General features: G+C 62.4%; 23 protein-coding genes. 11 read left to right on the top strand and 12 right to left on the bottom strand.

What is annotated here, in order from left to right:
• The first annotated feature begins 103 nt into the window (after positions 1-103).
• The 7 genes from P8L30_10505 (at position 104) to P8L30_10475 (ending at position 11,533) form a co-directional block, all read left to right on the top strand.
• Entirely contained in the window at positions 104-961 is an 858-nt protein-coding gene (locus tag P8L30_10505) for a hypothetical protein (GenBank protein ID MDG2240624.1), read from the top strand.
• A 50-nt stretch (positions 962-1,011) separates the two neighbouring features.
• Entirely contained in the window at positions 1,012-1,149 is a 138-nt protein-coding gene (locus P8L30_10500) for a hypothetical protein (GenBank protein ID MDG2240623.1), read from the top strand.
• Positions 1,150-1,185: 36 nt separating this feature from the next.
• Positions 1,186-4,242 carry a DUF5107 domain-containing protein gene (locus P8L30_10495; GenBank protein MDG2240622.1) on the top strand — a complete coding sequence of 1,019 codons (3,057 nt, stop codon included), beginning with the start codon at positions 1,186-1,188 and terminating at the stop codon, positions 4,240-4,242.
• Entirely contained in the window at positions 4,239-7,316 is a 3,078-nt protein-coding gene (locus P8L30_10490; protein MDG2240621.1) for a DUF6067 family protein, read from the top strand. Before P8L30_10495 ends, P8L30_10490 begins: the two co-directional genes overlap by 4 nt.
• A 289-nt stretch (positions 7,317-7,605) precedes the next feature.
• On the top strand, positions 7,606-8,598 hold the full coding sequence (locus P8L30_10485; GenBank protein ID MDG2240620.1) for a tetratricopeptide repeat protein: 993 nt from the start codon (positions 7,606-7,608) through the stop codon (positions 8,596-8,598).
• 53 nt (positions 8,599-8,651) lie between these two features.
• A complete protein-coding gene (locus P8L30_10480) occupies positions 8,652-10,556 on the top strand; it encodes an Ig-like domain-containing protein (GenBank protein MDG2240619.1) in 1,905 nt (634 codons plus the stop codon).
• 5 nt (positions 10,557-10,561) lie between these two features.
• Positions 10,562-11,533, top strand: a complete 972-nt coding sequence (locus P8L30_10475) for a threonine/serine dehydratase (protein ID MDG2240618.1) — start codon at positions 10,562-10,564, stop codon at positions 11,531-11,533.
• Between the two features lie 47 nt (positions 11,534-11,580).
• On the opposite strand, the gene P8L30_10470 is transcribed toward P8L30_10475, so the two are convergent.
• The 4 genes from P8L30_10470 to ggt all read right to left on the bottom strand — a co-directional run bounded on the left by P8L30_10470 (position 11,581) and on the right by ggt (position 16,557).
• A complete protein-coding gene (locus P8L30_10470) occupies positions 11,581-13,575 on the bottom strand; it encodes an Ig-like domain-containing protein (protein MDG2240617.1) in 1,995 nt (664 codons plus the stop codon).
• A gap of 70 nt (positions 13,576-13,645) precedes the next feature.
• Positions 13,646-14,425 (bottom strand): NAD-dependent deacylase, encoded by a 780-nt coding sequence (locus P8L30_10465; GenBank protein ID MDG2240616.1) that lies wholly within the window; start codon positions 14,423-14,425, stop codon positions 13,646-13,648.
• Positions 14,422-14,796, bottom strand: coding sequence for a DUF423 domain-containing protein (locus P8L30_10460; GenBank protein MDG2240615.1), 375 nt, complete (start codon positions 14,794-14,796; stop codon positions 14,422-14,424). The genes P8L30_10465 and P8L30_10460 overlap by 4 nt, the downstream gene beginning before the upstream one ends.
• 24 nt (positions 14,797-14,820) lie before the next feature.
• Entirely contained in the window at positions 14,821-16,557 is a 1,737-nt protein-coding gene (gene ggt / locus P8L30_10455; GenBank protein MDG2240614.1) for a gamma-glutamyltransferase, read from the bottom strand.
• A 183-nt stretch (positions 16,558-16,740) separates the two neighbouring features.
• On the opposite strand from ggt, the gene P8L30_10450 reads away from it, so the two are divergent.
• Entirely contained in the window at positions 16,741-17,946 is a 1,206-nt protein-coding gene (locus tag P8L30_10450) for an MFS transporter (GenBank protein MDG2240613.1), read from the top strand.
• Between the two features lie 255 nt (positions 17,947-18,201).
• Here the strand turns inward: P8L30_10450 and P8L30_10445 are convergent, their stop codons facing one another.
• The 3 genes from P8L30_10445 to P8L30_10435 all read right to left on the bottom strand — a co-directional run bounded on the left by P8L30_10445 (position 18,202) and on the right by P8L30_10435 (position 20,062).
• On the bottom strand, positions 18,202-18,438 hold the full coding sequence (locus tag P8L30_10445; protein ID MDG2240612.1) for a hypothetical protein: 237 nt from the start codon (positions 18,436-18,438) through the stop codon (positions 18,202-18,204).
• A gap of 146 nt (positions 18,439-18,584) precedes the next feature.
• Entirely contained in the window at positions 18,585-19,289 is a 705-nt protein-coding gene (locus P8L30_10440; GenBank protein MDG2240611.1) for a glycosyltransferase, read from the bottom strand.
• Between the two features lie 611 nt (positions 19,290-19,900).
• Positions 19,901-20,062: a hypothetical protein gene (locus P8L30_10435; protein ID MDG2240610.1), complete on the bottom strand. Its 162-nt coding sequence runs from the start codon at positions 20,060-20,062 to the stop codon at positions 19,901-19,903.
• 25 nt (positions 20,063-20,087) lie between these two features.
• Between P8L30_10435 and P8L30_10430 the strand changes: the two genes are divergently transcribed.
• From P8L30_10430 to P8L30_10420, 3 genes are all read left to right on the top strand, one after another.
• Complete coding sequence (locus tag P8L30_10430; GenBank protein MDG2240609.1) at positions 20,088-20,222, top strand: hypothetical protein; 135 nt, start codon at positions 20,088-20,090, stop codon at positions 20,220-20,222.
• Positions 20,223-20,224: 2 nt separating this feature from the next.
• The gene (locus P8L30_10425; GenBank protein ID MDG2240608.1) at positions 20,225-20,926 is read left to right on the top strand and encodes a Crp/Fnr family transcriptional regulator; all 702 of its coding nucleotides are present in this window, start codon (positions 20,225-20,227) and stop codon (positions 20,924-20,926) included.
• A gap of 87 nt (positions 20,927-21,013) precedes the next feature.
• The gene (locus P8L30_10420; protein ID MDG2240607.1) at positions 21,014-21,712 is read left to right on the top strand and encodes a tetratricopeptide repeat protein; all 699 of its coding nucleotides are present in this window, start codon (positions 21,014-21,016) and stop codon (positions 21,710-21,712) included.
• Between the two features lie 256 nt (positions 21,713-21,968).
• Here P8L30_10420 and P8L30_10415 read toward each other — a convergent pair whose 3' ends face one another.
• The 5 genes from P8L30_10415 to P8L30_10395 all read right to left on the bottom strand — a co-directional run bounded on the left by P8L30_10415 (position 21,969) and on the right by P8L30_10395 (position 25,480).
• Positions 21,969-22,622, bottom strand: a complete 654-nt coding sequence (locus tag P8L30_10415) for a septal ring lytic transglycosylase RlpA family protein (GenBank protein MDG2240606.1) — start codon at positions 22,620-22,622, stop codon at positions 21,969-21,971.
• Positions 22,619-22,918, bottom strand: coding sequence for a hypothetical protein (locus tag P8L30_10410; protein MDG2240605.1), 300 nt, complete (start codon positions 22,916-22,918; stop codon positions 22,619-22,621). The genes P8L30_10415 and P8L30_10410 overlap by 4 nt, the downstream gene beginning before the upstream one ends.
• Before the next feature lie 207 nt (positions 22,919-23,125).
• Positions 23,126-23,833 (bottom strand): methyltransferase domain-containing protein, encoded by a 708-nt coding sequence (locus P8L30_10405; protein MDG2240604.1) that lies wholly within the window; start codon positions 23,831-23,833, stop codon positions 23,126-23,128.
• The gene (locus P8L30_10400) at positions 23,833-24,555 is read right to left on the bottom strand and encodes a polyprenol monophosphomannose synthase (GenBank protein ID MDG2240603.1); all 723 of its coding nucleotides are present in this window, start codon (positions 24,553-24,555) and stop codon (positions 23,833-23,835) included. Before P8L30_10400 ends, P8L30_10405 begins: the two co-directional genes overlap by 1 nt.
• Positions 24,548-25,480, bottom strand: coding sequence for a lysylphosphatidylglycerol synthase domain-containing protein (locus P8L30_10395; GenBank protein ID MDG2240602.1), 933 nt, complete (start codon positions 25,478-25,480; stop codon positions 24,548-24,550). Before P8L30_10395 ends, P8L30_10400 begins: the two co-directional genes overlap by 8 nt.

The following is a 25,480-nucleotide window of genomic DNA, read 5'->3' as shown; positions in this document are numbered from 1 at the left end:
CCCTATAGGATCCTCCATCTCTGTATGCAATAGCTTGGCTTTTGGACCAAGAAGTGGGTTGGATTCCTATTCGTTCCCGACACCACCTACGTATAAAGCCGCGATGAGAGTCCCCAAACGCATCCAGCCACTGGTCGACGACGGACTGGTGGATGAAGTCATCCGACCTTTGATGAGTGGCAAAGAGGCCGATGTCTTCGCGGTGCGCTGTGGCGCCGAGATCCGCTGTGCCAAGGTGTACAAGGAAGCCGGAAAGCGAGCCTTCAAGAAGGCCGCGCAATACCAAGAAGGGCGCAAGGTGCGTAACAGCCGCCGTGCACGCGCGATGGAAAAGGGGTCCCGTTTCGGCCGTGACCAGCAGGAGCAGGTGTGGCAGACTGCCGAGCTCAATGCCCTTTATTCACTCATCAGGGCAGGGGTTCGCGTACCACAGCCCTACGGCTGTTTCGATGGTGTGCTGTTGATGGAATTGATCCTCGACGGCGAAGGCCATGTGGCTCCGCGGCTAAGCGATGTCTCGCTGTCCCCGGAGCACGCTCGTGAGGACCACGCTGTGATGATGCGCTACGTGACGCGCATGCTTTGTGCCGGCCTCGTGCACGGAGACCTGTCCGAATTCAATGTGCTGCTGGACGAGGAGGGTCCGGTGATCATCGACCTGCCGCAGGTCATCACCGCCGCGGCGAACAACAATGCCGCGCGTTTCTTTGTCCGCGATGTCAGGAAAATCACGGCATACTATGGTCTGTATGCGCCGGAACTGCTCGCGACCCGCTATGACGGCGAAATCTGGTCGCTTTTCGAGGCTGGGGAGTTGCATCCGGAGTCCGAGCTCACCGGTGTGTATCAGGAAGACACCCGGCTCACCGACGTAGATTCGCTGCTGGACGAACTCGAGGCGGTGGAAATCGAGGAACTGGAACGACTTGAGCGTCTGAGCGATGAAGCCCTGATGGGTTGATGCGCCGCTGAGGGAGATCGAGGGCGCCTCCGCATATGGATGGGCTCGCCGTGACCAAGAGCCGCTTCAAGGTGCCAGACACCCTGATCATCCTCTTCGAGATGGTGGTCCTGGGCCCGGTTGCTTCGTATGTGCTGCCCGCCGGAGAATTCGACTATTTCGAAGAACGCTTGAGCCCTTTCAATTGATGAGGCCTGCCGCCTCCCCCTCACACTACCGGTCCTATGCCTCGTCTTCATCGACTATTCGTCGCCATCGCGCTCACGGCAGGGCTCTTCTGGCCCGCCGAGGCACACGCTCAAGCCCGTATCTCGGAGCAGGTGAGGACCCTCGAGACCTATCCATTCTCAGATCCCAATCCGATTCCGATCCTGGTGAAGGACACGCGGCTCTACCCGTACCACAGCATCGACGGGTATTCCCAGGAATCAACTCCTCAGGACTGGCGTGTGGTCGTCCTCGAGAACGACTACATCGAGGTGTTTGTTCTTCCCGATGTGGGCGGCAAGGTGTGGGGCGCAGTCGTGAAGGAGACAGGCCACGAATTCATCTATCGGAACGAGGTCATGAAGTTCCGGAACATTGCCCTGCGTGGACCGTGGACCTCCGGTGGCATCGAATTCAACTTCGGCGTGATTGGGCATACGCCGGCCACAGCGACGCCCGTCGACTACACGACTCGGGAGAATGCAGATGGCAGCGTGAGTGTGATCGTGGGAACGATGGACCTGCCGTCACGGACGCATTGGCGAGTTGAGGTCCGACTGCCCGCCGACAAGGCGTACTTCGAAACGAAAGTGCTCTGGTACAACCCGACGCCGCTGGCTCAGCCTTATTACAACTGGATGACCGCAGCCGCATTCGCTCAGGACGATCTCGTGATGTCGATCCCTGGGGACCAATACCTGAAGCACTCCGGTGAGGCACTGTCCTGGCCCATCGATTCACTCGGACGTGACCTCGCACCCTACGACAACAATCGATTCGAGGGGAATAAGTCGTATCACGTGGTGGGGGAGTTCAATGACTTCTTCGGGGGCTACTACGAGGCCGACGATTACGGCTTCGGACACTGGTCTCGATATGAGGAGATGCCCGGTCAAAAGCTCTGGCTGTGGGCTCTGTCGCGCCAAGGAGGGATCTGGGACGATCTCCTGACGGATACGGACGGGCAGTACGTCGAATACCAGGCTGGCCGGCTCCTCGTTCAGTACCAGCAGGGCGCCCATGTGAATCCGATTACCGAGGCTCAGTTTGACCCGATGTCGGCGTCTCAATGGACGGAGACATGGTTTCCTTTGGAAGGCACGGGCGGTCTTTCAGATGCGTCGAGGGATGGAGCGCTTTATGTGAGCCGTGAGGGCTCTCGTGCTGAGATCTCTCTGAACGCGTTCACCTCGGTGTCCGATACCGTGAAGATCTGGTCCGGAGGAGAGCTGATCGCGGCTGAGTTGGTCGAGCTCGGCCCACTCGGCTTGTTCCAGGCGACGGTCCAAGTTCCGGAAGGGGCTGCCATCCAAGTCACGTTGCCGGCGTTGCGGCTGGACTACGACTCGGATCCTGCGGACCGCGCCTTGTCCCGGCCGTTCGCGACGGATCCAAGCGCACTCCCCGCGATTCCCTTTGCGGAGCAGGCAGCTTTTCAGGGCCGTGAGCTCATGAAAGGGCGACGCTACTCGCAGGCACGGGCGCGTTTCGCCGAGGCACTCGCGGCCGAGCCCTGGCATAGGGAAGCTCGTCTAGGTGCAGCCGAGTTGGCCTACCGAAGCGGACTCTACACGGATGCGCTCCCGCACGTGAATCGGGTACTTGAAGTCGATGCCTACGATGCGGAAGCCAACTTCCTGGCCGGCACGATCTATCGGGCGTTGGGTCAGACCGCGGATGCTCGCGACGCCTTCGGGTGGGCGACGCGCTCGACCGGTACTCGTTCCGCCGCGTATGCACAGCTTGCCGCCGTCATGTTGACGGAGCGGGACTACGAGGAAGCAGTTCGCTACGCGCAGTTGGCCATCGACTTCGACAGGTACAGTGTGTCTGCGTGGCGTGCTCTGGCTGTTCTAGGTCGAGTCACGGACAGCCCCTCGCTCGCCGAGGAAGCTCGCCGCGAGCTGCAGGGCTTGGATCCACTCGACCGATTCTCTTTAGCAGAACGATATCTAGACGAAATGTCCCCGATGACGGCGCGCCGCTTGGCCGGTGCCATGGGTGGAGAATTCCCCGCACAAACCCTGTTGGAGTTGGCCACGGTGTACCAGGACTTCGGCATGGGCGGCGCCGCTCTGACCCTCCTCGCGCTGCCGACCGAATGGGAGAAGGGGCCGGTCATCGATGCTTGGCAGGCCTACCTCTCTGGAGATCCGGGGCCGCTCGCCCAGACCAGCGACCCGGCCTTCGTGTTCCCCTTCAGAAGGGAGACCTTGGACGTGCTGCAATGGGCGGTTGAGCAGAATCCGCACTGGTCGTGGGAGTACTATCGGGCGCTCAACCTTTGGGCTGTCGATCGGACGGCTGAGGCAGGGGAAGCCCTGGCGGGCCTGGGCGACATACCGGACTTGCCGGCCTTCTATGTGGCCCGGGGGCGACTCTTGGAAGATCTGCGAGGGCGTGACGGGACGGCGGACCACAGAAGAGCCGTGGCGTTGGCACCAGATGATCGTCTGATGCACGTTGCGCTCGCTCAGCATCTCGAGTCCAGCGGTGATTGGAACGCCTCTCTCGACGCACTCGGCGAGGCTCGAAGTCGCTTCCCTGGGGACTTCAACCTCGCGTTGTTCGAAGCCCGAGCGCTCGTTCGTGGGCTCCGACCTGAGGAGGCCCTCGAGATCCTCTCGGCCGTGAACGTGCTTCCGTCCGAGCACGCGCGTGGGACGCGGCAGCTGTACGCGGACGCGCACACATTATTGGCCCTCGACGCGATGGAAGAGGATCAACACTCGGCTGCCCGCGGACATCTGCGGCAGGCGCTTGAGTGGCCCGAGTCCCTTGGAGAAGGGCGGCCCTACGAGCAAGAAGAGCGCCTCGTACAGTTTCTATTGGGACTGGTTGAGCGTGAGATAGAGGGTGGTGACGCCGGGCTCGAGCACTTCCAGGCGGTGATCGACGCGACACCGGTTGGGAATGCACCCGCGGGTTCGTTGGATCGACTGGGTACGGCTGCGAGGCGAGTCGTGGCCGAAGGCGTGGGTGACCCTCGACGTGCAGGGGCCGCGACCGCCGAGCCAGAATCTCTCCAGGACGAACTCGTTCGACGCGCGCTTGCTTTGGCGGGTGTCCGATGAGGACAGAGCCATGGACCCAACGGACCAGCGCGCGGCTCTTTGGTGGACTGCTCTGCGCAGCCGCGATCTCAGCGTGTGGGAATGCTGCAACTGAGACGGCGATGCTCTATCGGGCCCCCGCGGTCAACAACGCGGTGGACGGTGTAGTCTTCGAGTCCGGGAACTGGGCGCCGCACCTCGCTGCGGGTGAAGAGGGGACCTCGTGGGGGAACCACCGGGCCGTCGTGGCCCTCGAACCGGGGGACACGAACACAGATGCAGTGTCCGTCACGATTCCGTGGAAGCGCCGAGACCACGCTCCGGAGCTGAAGTCCGTCGTCGTGGTCGATGCCGGCTCCGGACTGCCGCTCTCGAACGCGGTCGCCGTGCGCGTTGAAAACGACTCCGGGGAGGTACGCTTCCAGCCGGTGTCCGGCTCGACGGAGTACCACGTGTACTACATGCCTTGGCAGTCGACCGGCGGGTACTACCCGACCGTGACGTACCCGGATCTCGCGCCGGAGCCTGAGGGGGCGTGGCTGGCCAGGACCCGGGGCACCGATGCAGTTGACCTGCCTACGGCGCGGGCGACCCATATCCAGTCGGTAGACGACTTCCATTCTTTTTTCCCGATGGAGGTCAGCGCGACGAACGACGAGATGGCCGCGTTCATGGCGGGGGCCATGGGCGGATGGCGCGTCGTGGCCGAGCACCGTGATCGGCCGGTTCGTATGCGGCACCGCATTCCGCAGCACTGGGCGGCGGATTCCTACGGCGCCGCGCTGGAGTCGAGAGTTCTCAAGGACGAGGCATTCACGTTCCAGGTGGCCGTCGTGGCAGGGGACGATGGCCTGAGCGACGTGACGTTGGCATTCGAGGACTTCCCGGATCGTCTCAACGATTCGTGGACGTGTTTCAACTGCAGTGGCATCGACGAGCGCGGTGAACGGTTCGCCAAAACGGTAGACGTGCCAGCGGGGGAGGTTCAAGCGCTGTGGCTCGGCCTCCGGGTGCCGGACGATGAACCGGCCGGTTCGATCACCGGACGGGTCGTGATCGCGTCTGCGAACCGGGGAAGCCAGTCCGTTCCGGTCTCGCTCGAGATTGTGGACGCCCGCGCCGTGAATGGCGGCGCGGACGAACCTGATCTCATGACACGGCTCGCGTGGCTCGATTCGAAGGTCGGGACGGACCCCGACTTCATCATCGACCCGTTCGATCCGGTTCGGATCGAGGGCAAGGTGCTGTCCATTCTCGGACGGGAGATCACCTTGGGCGCGAATGGACTTCCCGAGAGTATCGAGAGCTTCTTCTCGCCCATGGTCACAGAGGTGTCGACCGAGGCCGCGCCCATCCTGGCGAGCCCCTTGGGCTTCGAAGTGAATGTCGGAGGGGCGGTTCTGGCTCTTGAACCCGAAGGTTATGCCGTCCGACAGGTCGGTCCTGGACGCGCCGAGTGGGCCGTAACGTCCACAGGCGGGGGACTCTCGATGACAGTTGAAGGTGCGCTAGAGTACGACGGCATGCTCGAATACCGAGTCGGTGTGTCCTCGTCGGCTGATGTCTCGTTGGACGACATCTCCCTTCCTATCTCTCTGGTCCCAGAGGCAGCCCGGTATGTGCTGGGTCTCGGGCGTATGGGAGGGGCCCGACCCGCAGCGATCGATTGGAAATGGGCCGTTGAGAACCACCAAGAAGGGGTGTGGCTCGGCGGCACCAACCGCGGCCTCCAGTACGTGCTCAGAGACGACGACTACCAACGTCCGTTGAACACGAACTTCTATCAGAACCAACCGCTCCGCATGCCTGTCGCATGGTTCAATGAGGGGCGAGGCGGGATCAGCATCTCTGAGTTAGACGGTGCCGTGGTGTCCCGGAATTACTCGGGCCCGCGCGAATTGGCCGCGGGTGACACGCTTCAGTTCAACGTCCGCTTCCTGATCACGCCCTTCAAGCCCATCGACACGCGGGAGCACTTCGAGACCCGCTTCGTGCACCAATACGTTCCGGTGGATTCCGTGATTGAGTGGGGCGGGACCGTGGTGAACATCCACCACGCGAATGCGATCAACCCGTACATCAACTACCCGTTCTTCGCCTTAGATGCGCAGGCCGCCTACATCGAGGAAGCCCATGCGAAGGGCATCAAGGTCAAACTGTACAACACCATTCGGGAGCTGACGTACCGGGCGCATGAGCTGTTCGCGCTGCGGAGTCTCGGTGACGAGATCATGAACGATGGAGAGGGAGGGGGACACTCATGGATGCAGGAGCATCTGGAGGAGGACTACCACTCTGCCTGGCACGCGTGGCGCGTTGACGACGCGGCGATGCTCAATAAGGGCACGTCCCGCTGGACTAATTACTACATCGCAGGGCTCGAGTGGCTCGCTGAAAACCAACACATCGACGGGCTATACCTCGACGATATCGCGTTCAGCCGCGCGACTGTGAAGCGGCTCGTGTCCGTGCTGAGCGAGCACCGTGACGAAGTGGTCATCGATCTGCATTCGGCGAATCAGTTCAATCCGCGAGACGGTTTCATCAACAGTGCCATGCTGTACATGGAGCACTTTCCGTTCATCTCTCGCCTCTGGTTCGGAGAGTATTTCGACTACAACGAAGGGCCTGACTACTGGATGACCGAGGTGGCTGGGATCCCCTTCGGGCTCATGGGTGAGATGCTGCAGGATGGCGGACATCCGTATCGCGGACTGCTCTACGGGATGACGGCGAGAAAGTACGGGAATGTCGATCCGCGGCCCGTGTGGGCCATGATGAACGACTTCGGGATCTCCGAGAGCGAGATGCGGGGGTATTGGTTGGAGGACGCCCCGGTGCGGACGGGTCGTGAGGACGTGCTGGCTACGACCTATGTGCGTGATGGCTCGGTTCTGATCGCGTTGGCATCATGGTCGGATAAGGATGAGGTCGTCGATCTCACAGTGGACTACGCGGCGCTGGGGCTTGAATCGGACGTGATCGCTCAGGCGGCCGAGGTCGCCGGTCTGCAACAGGGCGGGGCAGTCGACCTCTCGGCTGTGCAGATCCCGGCCGGGCAAGGTCTGTGGATTGTTGCCGGTCAAGGGAATTAGCTCACCGGGGCAGTCGACGTCCTAACCCGCTGCGGTACCGAAGGGATCTCGTGGAACGACATCGCATCCGGCGCACTGTTGTCTGCGGGCTCGAGCGTGCCGCTTTCGCAGGAAGTCGCGGCCACGATGGCGATGACCCCACGGATCAATCCGAGAGTGCGGTCTCAGGCCCTGTGGGTCTCGTGCACAGACGTTGAACGAACCTGCGCTGTCTGCCTTGCAGGCGAGCACGTGCGCCCGGTCCCAGCCAACCGTAGCTTGCCGCGTCGACTTCTTTCGCGGAGGCATCATGAGGAATCAACGGAACTTGATGGCTGCTCTTCTTGCAGCATCCATGTCTGCATGTGGTGGGGATGCCCCAGCAGTGGACTCCCTCGACGCCACACCAGGAGCGGCTCCTCTGCTCGGTGCCACCGTGGCCGTTCCGCCCGTCGCACAGGCGATCTCGTTCCTTGGAGACACGCTTCTGCCCGTTTCATTGACGGAGGCGCAACGCGAGGTCTACCTCGCCCGGTACGCCGAAGCGGAGGACGCCCTCTCGGCCGACCCTGAGGACATCGACGCGTTGATTTGGATGGGACGCCGCACTGCGTATCTCGGCCAGTACCGCGAGGCCATCGACATCTATACGTATGCGCTGACGCTGCATCCCAATGACGCACGCCTCTATCGGCATCGCGGGCACCGCTACATCTCCGTACGCGAACTCGACAACGCCATCGCCGACTTCGAACGCGCTGCCGAGCTCTTTGCAGGGCAACCAGACGAGGTGGAACCCGACGGACTCCCGAACGCACGCGGCATACCCACGAGCTCGTTGCAGTACAACACGTGGTACCACCTCGGGCTGTCTCACTTCATGCGCGGGGACTTTGCAGCGGCCATCGAGGCCTATGAAGCGTGTCAGGAGGTCTCCACGAATCCAGACGCAGTCGTAGCGACGGCCTACTGGCACTACATGACGCTGCGACGTTTGGGTCGTGACGCCGAGGCTGCGGAAGTGCTGGGTACGATCAGCCCGGATATGGATGTGTTCGAGAACACGTCCTACCAAGACCTGTTGTTGCTCTATACGGGCGACCGCGCGGTCGAAGACTTGACGGGTGATGGCGAGATTACGCTGGGGAGTACGACGACGTTGTTCGGGGTGGGTGTCTTCCACCTACTCAGCGGCCGGGAGGCCGAAGCGTACGAGACGTTTGAGCGCACACGTGACGGCATTGTTGGTCAGTGGGCGGCCTTTGGGTTCGTGGCGGCAGAAGCGGAACTGGCTCGACGTTGATCAACGACACTAGGAAACGATGAACGATTCAATGAACGCTAGAGGAGTAGTCGATGGGTAACACGCTTGCGGCACTAGTCTTGTCGGTCGTCTTCCAGACGGCTCCGGTCCAGGTCGACATCACCGCGGACCGGTCCGAGGTGCAGGTCCAGGAGACGGTCCAGCTTTCTGTGCGGGCTCTGGACGGGGCGGGGCGTCTCATCACGGACGCCGACGTCCGTTGGCTTTCATCCACACCGGAAATTGCAAGCGTCGATCAGACTGGCCGGATGATGGCGACGAATCCCGGGATCGCGAAAATCACCGTCGTTGTCGGCGGGAAGCCGGCTTCTACTCTGATCACGATTCACGAGTTGCCCGCAGCCGACCTGATCGTCGGACTCCCGATGGATCATCCGTACGCTGGTCAGGCCGTTCCGCTCAGTGTCACAGCGTTGAATCGATTGGGAGAAGGGGTGGGTGTCCCGGTCTTGTCCTATGCGAGTGCCGATCCCTCCATCGCAGCAGTCGACGGGGCCGGTCTCGTGTTCGCGCGCTCAGCAGGATCGACGCGAATCACAGTGACCGGGGGCAGCGCCTCCGCGTCCGTGGATGTCACGGTCCGCCCTGACCCAGGGCTCACCTACTCCCTGTCTCAGACGGAGGTCCAGGCCCGCACGGGTGACGTCGTGAGACTCCAAGCCACGATGGAATCTCCAGACGGACAGGTGAGAGCGTTCCCGGAGTGGTCCATCAATGGTGTGGGTGCGCAGGTCGAAGGTGAGAACGGCGAAGGTGTGTTTGTGGCTGAGGAGCCGGGGGCATACAGGGTGACCGCCCGGCTCGGTGAGAATGCTGTCGCGAGCGCGGTCATCACCGTCGAGGCTCGCGGAGCCGAAGCGGAACTCGTGCAAATCGGGCGGGGAGCGATCTCGGAGCATCACTCCGGAGACGTCTGGGTGTTCGAGGGTGTCGACGGTCGCGACTACGCGTACATCGGCACGTTCCAATACGACTGGATGAAGGTGTGGGACGTCACGGACAGTTCGAACCCGATCCTCACGGACTCGGTGCAATTGGACGCCCGCCGCATCAACGATGTGAAGATCCATCCGAACAATCGACTCGGCATCGTGACCCGAGAGGGAGCATCGAGCCGCAGGAACGGGATGGTGCTTCTTGACCTGGCGGTCCCCGCACACCCCACCGTGCTCTCGGAGTACACGGAGACGCTCACAGGCGGGGTGCACAACGTGTGGATCGACGGCGTGAACGAGCTGGTGTATGCGGTTCACAATGGGACACGGGCGGTTCACGTGATCGACATCTCTAACCCGGAGGCACCGAGTGAGGTGGGTCGGTGGGGCATCGACAATGAGCAACGCTCACTGCATGACGTGATCGTCCAAGATGGATACGCCTACGTTTCTTATTGGGATGACGGCGCGGTCGTGCTGGACGTTGGAGCGGGCAGTCACGGAGGTACGCCGCGGACGCCGGCATTTGTCAGCCAGTACAAGTACCCGGTCGGCAACACTCACGTGGCATGGCGCCACGGGAAGTACCTGTTCGTCGGGGACGAGATCTTCCCTCCAACTTGGGATGCAGACGGCCGCATCGACGCGCGGGGTTACCTCCACGTGCTCGATATGACCGACATGGAGAACCCGGTCGAAGTCGCCAAGTACGAGGTGCCCGAAGCCGGCGTGCACAACATTTGGGCGGAGGGTGACCGGCTTTACGTGGGCTACTACCAGGCGGGACTGCGTGTGCTCGACATCTCTGGAGAACTTCGGGGTGACTTGTACCAGCAAGGACGGGAGATCGCGAGCATCCTGACCGTCGACGAGAACTCTACGACGCCCAACTGGCCCATGACCTGGGGGGCCCAGATCCACAAAGGGAAGATCTATTCTTCCGACATCAACTCAGGCCTGTGGATTACCGAGCTCAAAGAGCGCCCGAGAGTCATTTCCTAGCGGTCATGTCAGACATATACGATTTCGAGGGCGCCCGGAGGGCGGTGGCTTCGCTCGCCCGTCGAACGCCACTTCTGCCCGCTACGGAGCTGAGCGAACGGTTCGAGCGGCCCGTGTTCGTAAAGGCCGAATGCCTGCAGGCGACCGGCTCGTTCAAGGTGCGAGGAGCGGCAGCGAGGCTGTCCGCATTGTCGGAGTCCGAGCGTGAGACCGGAGTCGTGGCGTGTTCGAGCGGTAACCATGGGCGCGCGGTGGCCTATGTGGCGCAGAAGCTCGGGGTGCCCGCCACGGTATGCGTCCCGGGATGGGTCGATCCGGTGAAATTGGATGGCATTCGAGGAGCGGGTGCCGAGGCGCTTCTCGTCGGGGAGACCTACGATGAAGCTGAGGCGCACGCCCTGCGGCTCGCGGATGAAACGGGCAGACCTTTCGTGTCGGCATATGACGATCCGTGGGTGATCGCAGGGCAGGGCACTCTGGCCGCGGAAATCACCGAAGACCTGGGCCGTCTGCCAGGGGCTGTGATTGCGCCCCTGTCCGGAGGTGGCCTTGTGGGCGGGATCGCCGCCGCGTTCGTTTCGCAGGGTGCCGCCGTTCGTTGCGTGGGCGCCACAGCGGAGAACGCGGGGGTAATGCTCGCGAGCCTACAGGCCGGGCGCCCGATCGATCTTCCTGAGAAGGAGACGCTCGCGAACGCTCTGGCCGGAGGGATCGGGTTGGACAATCAGTATTCGTTCGCCCTCATCCGGGACGCGATCGAAGAACATGTGACCGTTACCGAGGACCAGATTGGCGACGCGATGCGGTATGCCGTGCGCCAGCTTCACCTGGTGCTCGAAGGAGGCGGTGCCGTCGCGCTGGCCTCAGTCCTGTCGGGCGCGTGGGATCCCCGGTCTCTCGAGCCTGATTCCCCGCTCGTGGTGGTTCTCAGCGGCGGCAACGTCGCGCCGAAGGTGCTGGCCGCTCTTCTAACCTGACGCGGCCAGGCGGGGCGGTCCCTACGGCCCCCACGTCCACCCGTCGTCTAGCGAATCCGGACGACTAGGACCTCTGCCGGTTCTGCGAGGGACACCTCAATCTGAGCGCCGGTTCCCGACCCGTTGGATTCGAAGTCGTGGAAGCGCATTCCGGACGGTCCCATCGTGCCTTCGAACACCGCGCTCGTGAATCCTGCTGAGAGGTCGTCGTCACTGACCGTCGTGACGGGCCACGGGTATAGTCCCTCCGGCGCGAGCACTGCGGGCGCGGAGAAGATCCTCATCGCAGTTGTGAAGTCGTACGTCGTGAACGACCTGGTCGGTGCAGGTGCGGAGTTGTTGTGCAGAGCCATGGCCACTGCGAGCTGCTGGAACAGCTCCTCGTAGGTACTGCCTGTGAACTGCTCCAACGCCGCGATGCCAAGTGGCGACGTCGATGCCACAAGATTCTTGAAGAGTCCGGCATCGCCCATCGGTGTTGATGCGTTGCCATAGGCGTCACCGAGGAATCGATGAAAATGCCACCCGGACGCATAGATCGAGTGGAATTCGCTCGCGCCGTCCGGATTAGTGATGAGGCTGTTCGGCTGAGTTGAAGACCACACGATCGTATTCGCGAGCGCGTCCACGAGCCCGAAGATCTCCCTCGTGAAGCCACACGGATCGGTGGCGCACAGCGTCGCGATGAGGTTCGTGCGCGTCACTTGGGTTCCCAGCGCGGGACCGCCCGTGGTGGCCCAAGCGATGCGAGATGACATCGTTGAAGCAATCTCAGCCATGCCTTCTTCGATCCAAAGCGGCGGCAGGCCGGTGCCGGCGTCGAAACGTTTCCGGATGCTTACCAGGTGTTTGGTCTCATGAGCGAGCGTCGACAGGGGGGTCCAATCAGGATCCGCACCGTCCATCCCCAGGATGAGGTCGGCGTTGAAGAAAATGACCTCGCCAACGTTGCCGCTCGCGCAGGTCCCATTCGTGCGCAGGTCGCCGGTGAAGACAGCGGCCGCGACCGAATCGCCCAAGGACGGCGCAGTCGTCACGATGATTCTCCCATTACCGTCGATGTCCGAGACGTCTCCCCAATACTGCGGGATCATGTCCTTCACGTAGGCCGTGTAGTAGTCCAGCATCTCCTGCGTCGAGGTCTGGCTTATCGGCTTGGCGGAGCGTTCGGTGCTGTCTTGGTAGATCGCCAAGTCATCGTTGAAGTTGATGAGCGCCTGTGGGACGCGAGTCGCCGAGCAGGAGAATTCCGAAGAGATCTCGAGTCGACCCGGCGGATCGGCCATGAGGCGGAGCCCAAAGGACGCACGGTTGGGTGCGATTCCATCTGGCCCCGGTCCGCGCTCACGCATCTCCCGTTCGAGCATGTTCATGTGGAAACGAGCAGTGCTCTCCTTTAGCGCGTCATTTTCCAGGAGCCGGGTCCCATCGATCTCCGGAAATCCCGCGACCGGTGCTCGCTCGGCCGTAGCAACGGCCGAGGCTGGTGCCGCCGCGCTCTGCAGTGTCCCAATTCCCGTGACGGTCAACGTCGCATTCGGCACGTCGCTGGGGTTTTCGATAGAGGTTGGACGCGTGATGACCACACGGTAATAGTCTCCTGCAGATCCAGACGGAAGCAGGAGACATTCGCTCGCCTCATACGCCTGGAACTCCCCGGCGGCCAGAGACACGGGAGTCGCCTGTTCACAGTCGACGAGTTCCACCGTGAGGACCTGCGATCCCGCGACTCCACCTACGGTGGCGGTAATCGTACTCGTGCCCTCCGTGACGCCAGTCACGAGCCCTCCAGATGTGATCGAAGCCACATTCTGGTCGCTGCTGGTCCAAGACACCGTCTGACCTGAGACCGATCCGCCGGTGGAACTGTTCGCGATGGCAGACATCTGTTGGGTCGAGCCGATTTGGACAACCGGGCTCGCTGGACTCACCGTCACCGACGTGATGGTCGGTCCCGGATCCGGCGGAGGCGTGGACTCGGCGCCACCACATGAGGCGGCGAAGACGAGTGCGACAACCAGAGCATGTCGGGGGTGATTCATCTGGGTCCCGGTGGGAGCGGAAATGTCTCGAGGATATACGGCGGCGAAGCGGATGCCTTCCCGATTCTAATCAGTTGGAAAGGTCTACGTCGAGGAGGCTCGGCAGCACTTGTCCCGCCGCGCCCTTCAAACTCACTGAAGCGAATCTCGTCAACGGCGTGTCCTCCATGTTCACTTCGATGATGTGCCCGCCGCTTTCGACCGTAACCATGGGGACTGACGCAGCTGGATGTACCAAGGCGCTCGTGCCCACGACCAGGCACACATCAGCTGCCCTCGCGGTATCGAACGCTCTCCCGATGACGTCGGGGTCCAGGGACTCCCGGAACCATACGACGTCCGGCCGGAGCATGCCGCCACACACATCACAGTGCGGCAGTGTGGCTGCCGCCTTGACGTCTACGTCGGTGACCCCCGGCGTTCGAGCCCCGCAGGTCGAACATTTATCTCGATCGATCGCCCCATGCACCTCGATCGGGACGGCCGCGTCGGGATCTGCCTGACCCGACGCCTCACGTGCTGCGCGCGTATGAAGTCCGTCAACGTTTTGTGTGATGATCGACTTCCCTCCACGCCTCAAGGCGAACTCAGCCAGAGCGGCATGCCCTGCGTTGGGAGCACAATCGGCGATCAGACCTCTCCGCCACGCGTACCATTCCCATACGGTCTGCGGGTCACGACGAAATGCATCCGGAGTAGCGAGTTCTTCAGGACGTAACGACTTCCACAGCCCACCGGGACCCCTGAAGGTAGGGACTCCGGACTCGGCCGAGATGCCTGCACCGGTCAGTGAGACCACCCGGGTCGCATCCGCAATGATCGAGCGAGCACGGTCCAGGTCGGAGGTCATTTACGGAACGCGGTCCAGGCCAAGAGAACCCACCCAAGCAGGAACGCCGCTCCGCCGACGGGGGTCACGGCCCCCAGCCAACGCTGGCCGGTCAGGACTAGCGTGTAGAGGCTGCCGGAGAAGATGACAATCCCAGCAGCCATGCTCCAGCCAGCTAGCGTGAGCAACGGCGCGTCCCAGCGGGTCGAGGCCCAAGCGAGAGCCATGAGCCCGACCGCGTGGTACATCTGGTAACGAACCCCTGTCTCGAACGTCGCGAGATCCTCGGGGCTCAGCATTCCACGAAGACCGTGGGTCCCGAACGCGCCGAGGGCTACTGCCACGCCTGCGAAGATCGCACCCAGGCCGAAGAACAATCGATCGGTCGTCATATCTGCCCCGCCGACTTCAGGAGATCAGTACGCTAGACCGTAGGCTTCGCGTCTCGGATCGGACCCAACAGTTAGGGTGCCGGTGCCGGGCTCGACCAGAATCATCTGAGCACCGCCAAACGTCGCAGTCCATCCCTCGATGAGCCGCATTCCATGGCCGCGAGCGTTTAGGGCTGTGAGTACTCCAGAGTTCACTCGGTCTTCGATGTCGACGAGCAGCCCGTTGTACGACCTGAAGCGCGGGGCCTCGATCGCCTCCTGAGGCGTCATCTCGAAGAGAAGCAGGTTGTGGACGATCTGGAGCAGCGTCTGCGTCTGACTGTCTCCACCGGGTGTCCCGATCGTGAACGCGAAGCTGCCGTCACGAAGCGCCATCATGGGCGTGAGCGTGTGGTAGGGTCGTTTGCCTGGAGCCACCTGATTCGGATGACCTTCTTCGAGCGTGTAGAGAGCTCCCCGGTTGTGAAGAAGTACACCCGTTTCCGTATCCAGGAGGCCCGAGCCGAATCCTGCGAAGTTGCTCTGAATCCAACTGACCGCGTTGCCCCATCGGTCGACGGCTGTCATGTAAACCGTGTCACCTGAATCGTCGAGTTGGGTGTCCGTGGCGCCGCCCTCCGCGCCGAATCCCGGCTCCACGTCCTCAGCGGCATGATCCGGGTCGACCTGTTCGGCCCGGGCACGGAGGTATTCAGGATCGAGCAAACGATCGACAGGGACATCCGCCTTGGTCGGGTCGGCCACCCAGCGATCCCTGTCCGCGAATGCGAGTTTTTTCAACTCGATCATCGTGTGCAGGTAATCGGTCGAGTTGTGCCCTAGAGACGAAATCGGGTGCGACTTCGCCATCTCCATATACGACAACTGGGCTATGCCCTGCGTATTCGGAGGCATGACCACAAAGGTGTGGTCGAGGTAGTCACCTTGGAGTGGGTCGACCCAGTTGGACGTATGTGCTTCGAAGTCCGAAGCGCGTAGATGACCTCCCTCCGCTTCGACGAAAGCAGCCAACCGCTGGGCCACCGGCCCGGTGTAGTAGGCTGCCTTTCCGCCTTGGGCGATCCGAGTAAGCGTCGCGCCTAGGGCCGGGTTCACGAGAAGTGAACTCAGAGGTGGCGCGGATCCGCTCGGCAGATAGAGGGCCTTGCCCGCCTCGTTCAGATCGCCGCCTTGCGCCTCGAAGTCCATCTGAAGTCGCCGCGAAACCGGGAAGCCTTCGCTCGCAAAGTGGATCGCAGGTTGGAGCAGGTCCGCGAACGGCATTGAGCCGTAGCGTTCATGCGCATCGACCCATGCGGCGACTGCGCCCGGCACGCTCACTGCCATAGCGCCCTTCTCAGGGACCTCGTCCAATCCTTGGCTCGTGAAAAAGCCAGGTGTTGCCAACGCCCCCGAACGTCCGCTCCCGTTGAGCGTGGTGACCTCGCCCGTGGCACCGTCGTAGAAAATGCCGAACGCGTCTCCGCCGATGCCGTTCATGTGCGGACGAACGACCGCCAGCACGCCGGCCATCGCGATGATCGCGTCGGTCGCAGTGCCTCCATCTTGGAGGACACGCAGCCCCGCCTGCGCCGCGAGAGGATGACCCGCGGACACCGCACCTCGGGTGCCGCGCACATCAGGCCTGTTCTGGGGAGCGTAGACAACCGAGCCCCCCATGGCCTGTGCGTCACCACTCGGAGCGCGATCTGGGGCCGAACATCCAGCGGCGGTCGAGAGTGATACGAGAAGGGCTGCAAAAAAGAGGCGTCGTGGCTTCATCGGGTGATCATCCGGTCGTTGGTTCGTGTTCAGTATGCACGTTGGCAGGGCGTTCTCGTGCGCGCTAGTAGCGGTGGTCGCAGGGGCTGGGCGGGATTAACCTTTGAGCCCAATTTCGCCCTCTCAGCCGGAGTCCGGCCGTACCGTGCACGTCGACACGCCAAGCCGATCAACCGAGAGCCAATGGGCGGACTAGGGGCCGGTCCCCCGGCCCGGCAGGCGACACGCATTGCGGTAATCGTCTCGCTCGCACATGGGATCAACGACGCCTACGCGTCGTTCGTGCCGCCCCTCTTGCCCCGCATCATGGACAACATGGGGCTGTCCATCGCGTCCGCCGCGACCCTCAGCGTCACCTACGCCATTGCGGCGTCGCTACCTCAGCCGCTCTTCGGATATCTGTCCGATCGTTTCGGGCGTCGGGCATTCGCGGTTGCCGGCCCTCTCGTGGGCGCTGCCTTCATTGGAGCGATCGGGTTTGCGTCGTCCTACTGGGTCTTGGTGCTCTTCCTGCTCATAGCAGGGATGGGGAGCGCGGCGTTCCACCCTCCCGGCGCTTCCTACGCTGTGCGCGTCGGCGAAGGGAAAGGTGGAGGCACTAGGTATTCGATCTTCTCGTTCGGCGGGTCCGCGGGCTTTGCGCTCGGCCCGCTCATCGCCGTCGGGCTCGTTCAATGGGGCGGAATGGAGCGACTCTGGGTGGCCATCATCCCGGCTGCCGTGATCATGCCGATCTTCTTCTTCGGGCTTCCTAGCGGACGCGCGGAGGCGAAGATCGCCAAGCGGCCTCCACCCCCGGGGACGGTACTTCGTCACTTGGCCGGTCCGCTCGGTCTCATCTTCGGCATCAGCGCGACGATGGCCTTCGTCCAGCGTGCGTTTCTCACGATGGAGCCGATCATCATCGCGGACCTTGGTGGCTCCGAGGGACTCGGGGCGCTGGCTCTGACGATCTACCTGGGTGCGCAGGCATTCGGGACGGTCACCGGAGGTGTGCTCGCAGATCGAATGGATCGACGGAAGCTGCTGCTGTACCTGTGCTGTCTGGCCCTGCCGGCTCATCTGCTCGCAGTGTGGCTCGGGCCGCAAGGAGCGATCGGATTGGCAGCCGCCGGTGCGGCTGGCTTCCTCGGCATGGCTACGCTCCCACCCATCGTGGTGATGGCCCAGGAGTTGCTGCCCAGCGGTGCGGCAGTGAGTTCCGGCATCGTGATGGGACTCGCTTGGGCCACAGGATCGGTGTTCGTCCTGGCAACTGGTGCCCTAGCGGATGTGATTGGTCCACAGACGGCGACGCTACTGTCGATGCCGGCGATCATCATCGCGATCGGACTGGCCATGCACCCAGCGCTGAAGCACGGATGGAACGAACACGCTCAGGAGAGCTGATCGGGCCTTTCCAGCTCGTACCGGCTCGGAATCGGGGGCTCAATCAGTTGGGTCCAGAAGGCTGGCCCGATTGGACTCTCGTGACACCCGCCAGTGTTTCATGGGTCCCGAGGAGGGCTGCCCATCCAGCACCCGCCCCGGCCATCCCGGCCAATGGGCCGCGAGGTCCTTGAGTAGGTGTCCGTGATGGGCCACTTCACTGGATACAGGGGACATGTCGACGGCAGCGGCGAACAGAAGGAGCTTTGCGATGCCTTACGTGAGTTGGCCGAGAGCCTTCACGGACACGGCTGTGGCGGATCCTACCCTGCCGCGCGTGGCGAGGAAATGAACGCCTGCGGCGTGTCCGTCCATAAACGGTCCACCGTTGGAAGCCGTGGGCGTGACCGCGGTGATCCACAGCATGAAGGGGAATCGCACTCGGCCCGCACCCGCCAGGAGGATCACCCACTGCCACGCGACCAGGAGCAGGATACTGGCGTTAGCCAGCACGGCGACAATCAGCCAACGCCAGGAGGCCCCCTGTGCCAGCGCGGCCGCCTCGCCCTAATCCACGTTGCGGAAGGCCACGACGACGCACGCAAAGAGCAGGAGCCAACCGGCGATCCAGATCCAGCGACGGCGGGAACCCGGAGCGATCAAAGGAAGGCATTAAGGATCATTGCGCTGACGAGAGAGAGCGTCGCGCCGGCTGCCAGCACCTTCCAATGGTCGTAGAAGAAGTTGATGACGTGGGTGTCCCAATGTGCCCATGTATTTCCCCGGAGGTGGCGGACGTAGGACTGCCGCGGGTCACCGTGGCCGTGTTCGTCCAGGGACAGGAGCCGGAGGCCCTCGACCTCCCCGAAGTCGCGAAGGCACTCGGAGAAAAAGAGCGGTCCTGCGGTAGACAGGACACGGACGTGCCGGGGCCACACGAATCTCCGCTTCGCGAAGGCAGCAGGGAGAGAGGCGATGACGTAGTCGAAGAAGTCCTGACCTGGTTGCGCCAGCATCAGTTGGTTCGAGACGCCGAACGGTGTCGTGCGGGGCAAGACCACCCGCCCGGCGAGCAGGGAGTCCATGGGCTTCAGGCAGTCCATGTCGAGATCCGCATACAGCCCGCCGCACTCTCTCATAATCACGTAGCGGGCGGCGTCGACCCTCTGGATGTCTTCAGGATAGCGGTGGTAGAGCGACGCCAGCTCCGGGGCTCGCTCCGCGACCAGGCGCTCAAGGTCTTCGTCGGTCCAGAAACGGTACTCCCAGTCCGGATGAGCTGTGCGCCAACTCGCCTGCGCGGCTCTGAACCGCTCCGGAATGTCGTGGTCTTTCCACGTCTGATGAATGATGCGCGGGATCATGATCTAGATGGTCGAAAGGCTCGGACACCGAGGAGGGTCGCGCTGATGGGGAGAACGTGCCAGGAGAAGAAGATGAACGACTGCACTGTGCCGGTGCCATCCGTAGGAGGCCCGGACACGTATAAGGAATCGGAGCGCGCCAGTTCGAACTGAACACCCACCAGGGGGAACACTACCTTTCCGACCTTCACCAACAGGCATCGCTCGACTGACGGCGGACCGTTTGTCCCCGGGTGACGCACGAGCTCCCAGAGCCAGAACACGACCCAGACAAGGAACAGCACGCCGGGTACCATGTGTCCTGCGAAGCTTCTCGGGAGGTGCATCCGCATCTCTTCCATGCCCTGCAATGGTCAGAACTCCGTGTCCCAAGGTCGGCCGGCTCTACGCAGCGAGTGGGGAAGTTATCGGAGACGACCCTGAGCCCCCAGGGTGACCCCGAGGCGCACAAGAGAAGAGAGCCTGTTCTCCGAAGTGCCCTCCACGTTTCCGGCGTTGGAGACGAAACTTCTGCCCACGTCCCACTCCACGAAGAACAGTCGCTGTGGCTGGTAGCGGCCCTGAAGGGCCACTCGGCGTGTAGTCTCCATTACGCCCAAGAAGGTACCTGGCTATCCCTTATCGTTAGGATTGGGATAGAGGGTGGCGGCGTCCGGCGGGGTCAGCGATTCTCGGTCGTGACTTTCCCGGTCCAACTCGTCGAACAGGTGCTGCGTGCGACGTTCCTGCGGACCGTGAAGTCGCCCTAAAATGTCATCGACGTGATGGGTCATCTCAGGAGATTAGGGGAGAAGGCTGGTGAGTCGTTGTTCGATCAAGGCTGAGGCGCAGACCGGGACGCTACGTTCCATGCCGGCGATCATCCTCGCGAGCGGACTGGAGATGCACCTCGCGCTGAGGAACGGGTTGGCCCCGCTCGGTCAGGAGAGCTGACAGTGCCGTTCCAACTGGTCCCCGCTCGAGACCGGAAGCTCTATCGGTTGGTCAAGAAGGCCCTGCCCATCCGCATCGTGAAAGGGCGATCGCTCTACTCCGCCGGCGATCCGGCCAAGGACGTCTTTCTTGTCACCGAGGGGTTTGTTCGGCTCGTACTGCCGGGGATGGAGAAGGGAAGGGGGGAACGAACCGTCTCGCTTGCTTTGCCCTGGGAGTTGTTCGGGGACGAAGCGTTTACGGAAGGCCACCGTCGCTACGGTGCGCTGGCGGGGTCACGCTGTACGGTTGTGGCGCTGCCCGAAGGCCGGGTCCTGACCGGGCTCAAGACCGCGAAGAAGAGTCTCGACGCCTACTTGGAGGGTGCCGAGCGTGAGCTTCATCGGCTTCGGCATGCCCAGGGAGGCTCTCGTGGGCCGACGGCCGCACAGCGCTTGGCAGAAGTGCTTCTGGACCTCGGACAGCGTTGCGGTGAACGCAAAGGCCGCGGAATCGACCTTTCCGTGAAGCCCACACATCAGGTGCTTGCCGACCTGGCTGGCGCCCACCGGGCGACCGTAACGACGCTGCTCAACGACTGGTTGTACGAGGGCGTGCTCGGCGCAAGTCAGGAGGGAGGGCTTGCGATTCGGCGCCCCCATGACCTTTGGACGTTGGCGGGCTACCATCCAGGCGTAGACGATCCGGACGAGCAGGTGAACTGAACGTTGACCTAAAATCCCGTCCCGTCTAGCTTTTGGCGCTTTTCCGAGGCGCGGTTTGCGCCCGTACACCCCTGAGCAGGACCCGATATGACCAAGCGTCACCCCGGTGCGCGCCGGACTCAGCAGGACCACAACAACGATCCCGACGACATCTTCCTTGCGAGGGTGTTGAACACGGGTCAGTGGGCTCGCGCCAACCAGCAGCTTTTGACCATTGTGGGGGTCGTTGTGGCAATCGTTGTCGCAGGACTCGTCTACTACGGGGGGTACCAGGACCAACTGGTCCAGCAGGCTGCTCAGGAACTCGAGCTCGTCCATCAGTCGATCGCGCTCCAGGACCGCGAGGGTGCCAGGAACGGGCTCGAGGTCTTCTTGGAGCGTTTCGGCGGCACGGCGTATGAGGGCGAGGCTCGGCTTCTATTGGGTGACCTCTACCTGCAGAGCGACAACCCGCAGCAGGCGCAGGTCATCCTCGAGCCGTTGGGTGGCTCGCCGCGCGATCCAATCGAGTTCCAGGGTGCTGCGCTCCTCGGCGCCGCATATGAGCAGGAGAATCGGTGGGATGACGCCGAAGCGGTCTATTTGCGTATCGCTGACCGTGCTGACCTGAGCTTCCAGGTGCGCAACGCGCTGCAGAGTGCGGCTCGGATTCGCGCCGACAACGGTGATGCGGCTGGAGCCATCGAGCTCTACGAGCGTGTGTTGAGCGACATGGAAGAAAACGACATCGACCGCGGCGTCTTCGAGATGCGCATCGAAGAACTCAAGACCGCGATGAGTATCTAAGCTCGACCTAGTGGGAGATCATCTCCCGCGAAGCGTTGGCGTGGCATGGGCCGCCTCGGGACCTCCCGAGGCGGCCCATGTCGTATCTAGGTGTCACATGGGGGCTGTGCCTGGGCGTTGTTGGCGAATATCGACCGATAACGGCTGATTCATTCACATGTGACACCCAAAGCCGTAATTCACTTCGTATAAGATATATTATGTTAACTAACAAGAATGGGCGCCATTTCACGGATTCCTTTGGCTCGAGTTACCCCTAGCGCCCTACCCGAGTCTGATACGGCTCGAGCGCGCGCACATTTACGGCTGCGGTGCCTGCGCCCACCATTCCGAGTTTCAGTGCCGCCGTATATGAAACGTCGATGATCCGCCTGTCCGGGTCATGAAAAGGCCCCCGATCGGTCACCCTGAGGACAACGGACCTCCCGTTGGCCAGATTCGTCACCTCGACGTAGCTCGGAAGCGGCAGCGTTCGGTGAGCGGCCGTGAGTTCGTACATATCGTAGGTCTCCCCGCTGCTTGTCTCGCGGCCGTGGAACGGTTCTCCGTACCAGGAAGCCACGCCACGCTCGTCGTAGCCCTCCGAAGTGTCTAACACTCGGTACGTTTCCCCCCACTGTTCGTATTCGGAGCGGTTTCCGCGTCGACTTCGAGGCTCTGGAGTCAGCTCCAACTCCGGAACCTCGAGCAATGCCGCGATATCAGGCGCGACCGCGGCGGTTTCGGTGGTGCTTGCCTCACCTTCTCGACCCACGCCAGTCGCCGACAGGCCTGGTGTGTTGATCGGCCCCGGACGGGAACTCTCCGGCACCGGTGGCCGCTGTCGGGTCAACTCTTCGGATCCGATCATCTTACATCCAGATACGAGCGAGATGGCCGCAATCAGAGCGATCCGTGCGACCCACGTCATGGGTTCACCTCGGTGTAAACGGTCTGCACCATAGTGCTTTGCTCCGCAGGGGTTAAGCGCGCTAAGCGCCCACTGACAAAGCGGTTATCATCCGTCACTTCACGCAAGATATCGATGCCTTTAGGAGGCTCCGGCAGCGGGTCCGACTCGTCGTCGAGCTCGATCTCCATGAGCGCGAGGCCTTCCAGCGCGCCCAGAAAGCGGTCCAGCTCCCAAGGACCGATCTTGAAGCGGACCTTCTCGATGATGCGCTCACCAGCCAATTCCATCAGCAGCGGCGCCATTTCGTCAGGCACGACGGTTTCGACCTCCGTTCGGCGGACTCCGGACCCACTTTTTGTCCCGAGAACCGCTCCTCGTGGCTCTCCGGTGCGAATTCTGAGGGACGGCTGACCGTTCCGGATGTAGCCCTGACGGTAGTGGTGACCCTCGCCAAGGCTGGACCAGTAGGCTGTGGGCACCCGCATTAGAAAGCGACGCTCGATTTCCCAGCCCATATGCCCCTACTCCGCCGGTTTCCGGCCCAATACGGCCACCCTGCGCCTCATGAAGGGCAGAAAGCCCTGTAGGGCCCGTTCTGCAACGTTGAGCACCGGAAGGTGCGATTCAGCGTAGTAGGCCTTCTCGATCTCGAAGCCTGCATCGGTGAGCAAACCCCGCATCCGTGCCATGGATTTGTAGTCCACATGGCTGACATCCCGTTTGATGAGGATGTCACGGTTCTTCAGCGCTTCTAGGAAATGGCCGCGGTGCGGTGTCCACGTGCTGAAACGCCCGCCAGGCTTGAGGACTCGGAACGCCTCTTTCGCGACGCGCTCGGAGTCGTCCGGATAGAGATGCTCGAACAGGTCCGCAGCAATCACAACGTCGAAGGAGTCCGCACCCAGCCCTGAGGCTCCAGCGTCGGCCTGAACGAAGCTCAAGTTGGCATGGGGCTCTTCACCGAGGCGGCGACTACAGATCTCGATGCTCTTCTGGCTGAAGTCGAGCCCGACGATCTCACCGGTCTGCTGAGCCAGCGCGAAGCCGAACGTGCCCCAACCGCAGCCCATGTCGAGTACACGGTCTGTAGCCAACGGCGTGTGGATCTGGAACACCTTGGCGATTCGGTAGCGCTGGAATGGCGTGTCGAGCTTGCCCAGGTGGTCGTCGACACCCTCGAAGTAGCCGCTGGAGTCGTAGAACTCCTGCCCGATGCGCTCCTCAGTCATCAAAGGCGCCCGAAGATGTGCTGGAACTTCATCCACCACACCCGCCACACCGCCTCGCGAACGATCTTCTTCGACATCTTCGAGTCACCGGTATCCCGCTCCGTGAATAGGATCGGTACCTCGGTGAACGTGAAGTTCTTGACCCACGCTCGGAACTTTAGCTCGATCTGAAACGCGTACCCGTTGGAACGGACCCGGTCGAGCCCCACTTCTTCCAATACGCGCCGATGCCAGCCGTTAAAGCCACCGGTGGCGTCTCGCACCGGCATCCTCGTGATCATGCGGGCATACCAAGACCCGAAGTAGCTGACCAGGAGCCGGCTCATGGGCCAGTTGGACACCGTTACACGCCCCTCCACATATCGAGAGCCAATCACGAAGTCATGCGTGCCGATGGCCTCGATCAAGCGGGGCAATGCGTCCGGGGGATGCGAGATGTCCGCATCCATCTCGAAAATGACTTCGAAATCGTGCTCGAGTGCCCATTTGAAGCCAGCCAGGTAGGCCTGCCCCAGTCCGTCTTTGGATTTGCGATGCAGGACGTGTACTCGAGGGGCAGCGGCGGCCATCTCATCTGCGAGCTGGCCGGTGCCGTCCGGCGACGCGTCATCGACGACCAGGATCTCGATCCGCTCGTCTTGTTCGAGAATCAGAGGGGCCTTCCTGGGAAGGTTCTCCATCTCGTTGTACGTCGGCACGATGACGAGGATGCGCTCACTCATTCGGGGCGGCTCCCTGCCTCTTGTCTGTTGGAGTTTCGCGCAGGTGCATCAACCAAAACACGCCTGCTGGGACGACCTCGACACCGGTAATCCAGATCCGGTGGACGACGGAGATCGCGCCCGCGTTGACGATGCCGACATGTGGTGTGAGAAACGCGACCAAAAAACCCTCCCGGACGCCGAGCCCGGCCGGTGCAAAGATCATCAGGTAACCCAACACATACGCGGCAGCGAAAGCGGAGGCAGTGGGTATGAGCGGTACAGGCATCCCGAAGCTCGTAACGAGGAGCCAGAACGACAACGCGTACCCCATCCAATTCATGAGGTAGAACATGAACCACCGGATCCCATGGGCACTACCGAGTGATTCCGGGGGGTCTGTGCGGGCGAGACGAAACCAAAGCGCCACGCCTCGTTCGAAGACGGATGGGATGGCTATGAGGCAGATTCCCACCACGACCAGGACGCCCCCGACGATACCCGCCTGACGCAGGGCCTCGCTGCCGGTCAGCAGTGCGCCGAGTCCGATCGACCCAGCCGCCGCAACGGCCAACCCCTGTCCCAGGACAGCCGCACCCGTTGCCGTGGCGGCTGGTACTCCTTGCCCCTTCGCCAAGGCTGCTAGGCCGGCGATCTGCCACACCTTGCCCGGGATGTAGCGCCCTAGGTTCGCAATCATGAAGAGTCGTACCGCACGTGCCGTCGGAATCGACGGGCCTCCTAAGTCCACCACGATGCGACCCCAAATGGCGGCCGATACGAAATACATCATTAGCAGGAGCGTCACGGACGCAGCGAAGCCCAGAGCGTGGGGTCGCATGCTCCCGATTTCCATCGCCTGAAGTTCCTGGACGTTGAATCCGACTCGGTCCAGGATGAACCAGGTGACGACGAGCGTGAGGGCGAGTCGCGCGCCGTGCTTCAA

The sequence above is a fragment of the Longimicrobiales bacterium genome (assembly GCA_029245345.1).
Classification (GTDB): Bacteria; Gemmatimonadota; Gemmatimonadetes; order Longimicrobiales; family Gaopeijiaceae; genus CALFPJ01.
Note: the sequence above shows the minus strand (reverse complement) of the source record. Positions and strands in the feature narration are given on the sequence as shown.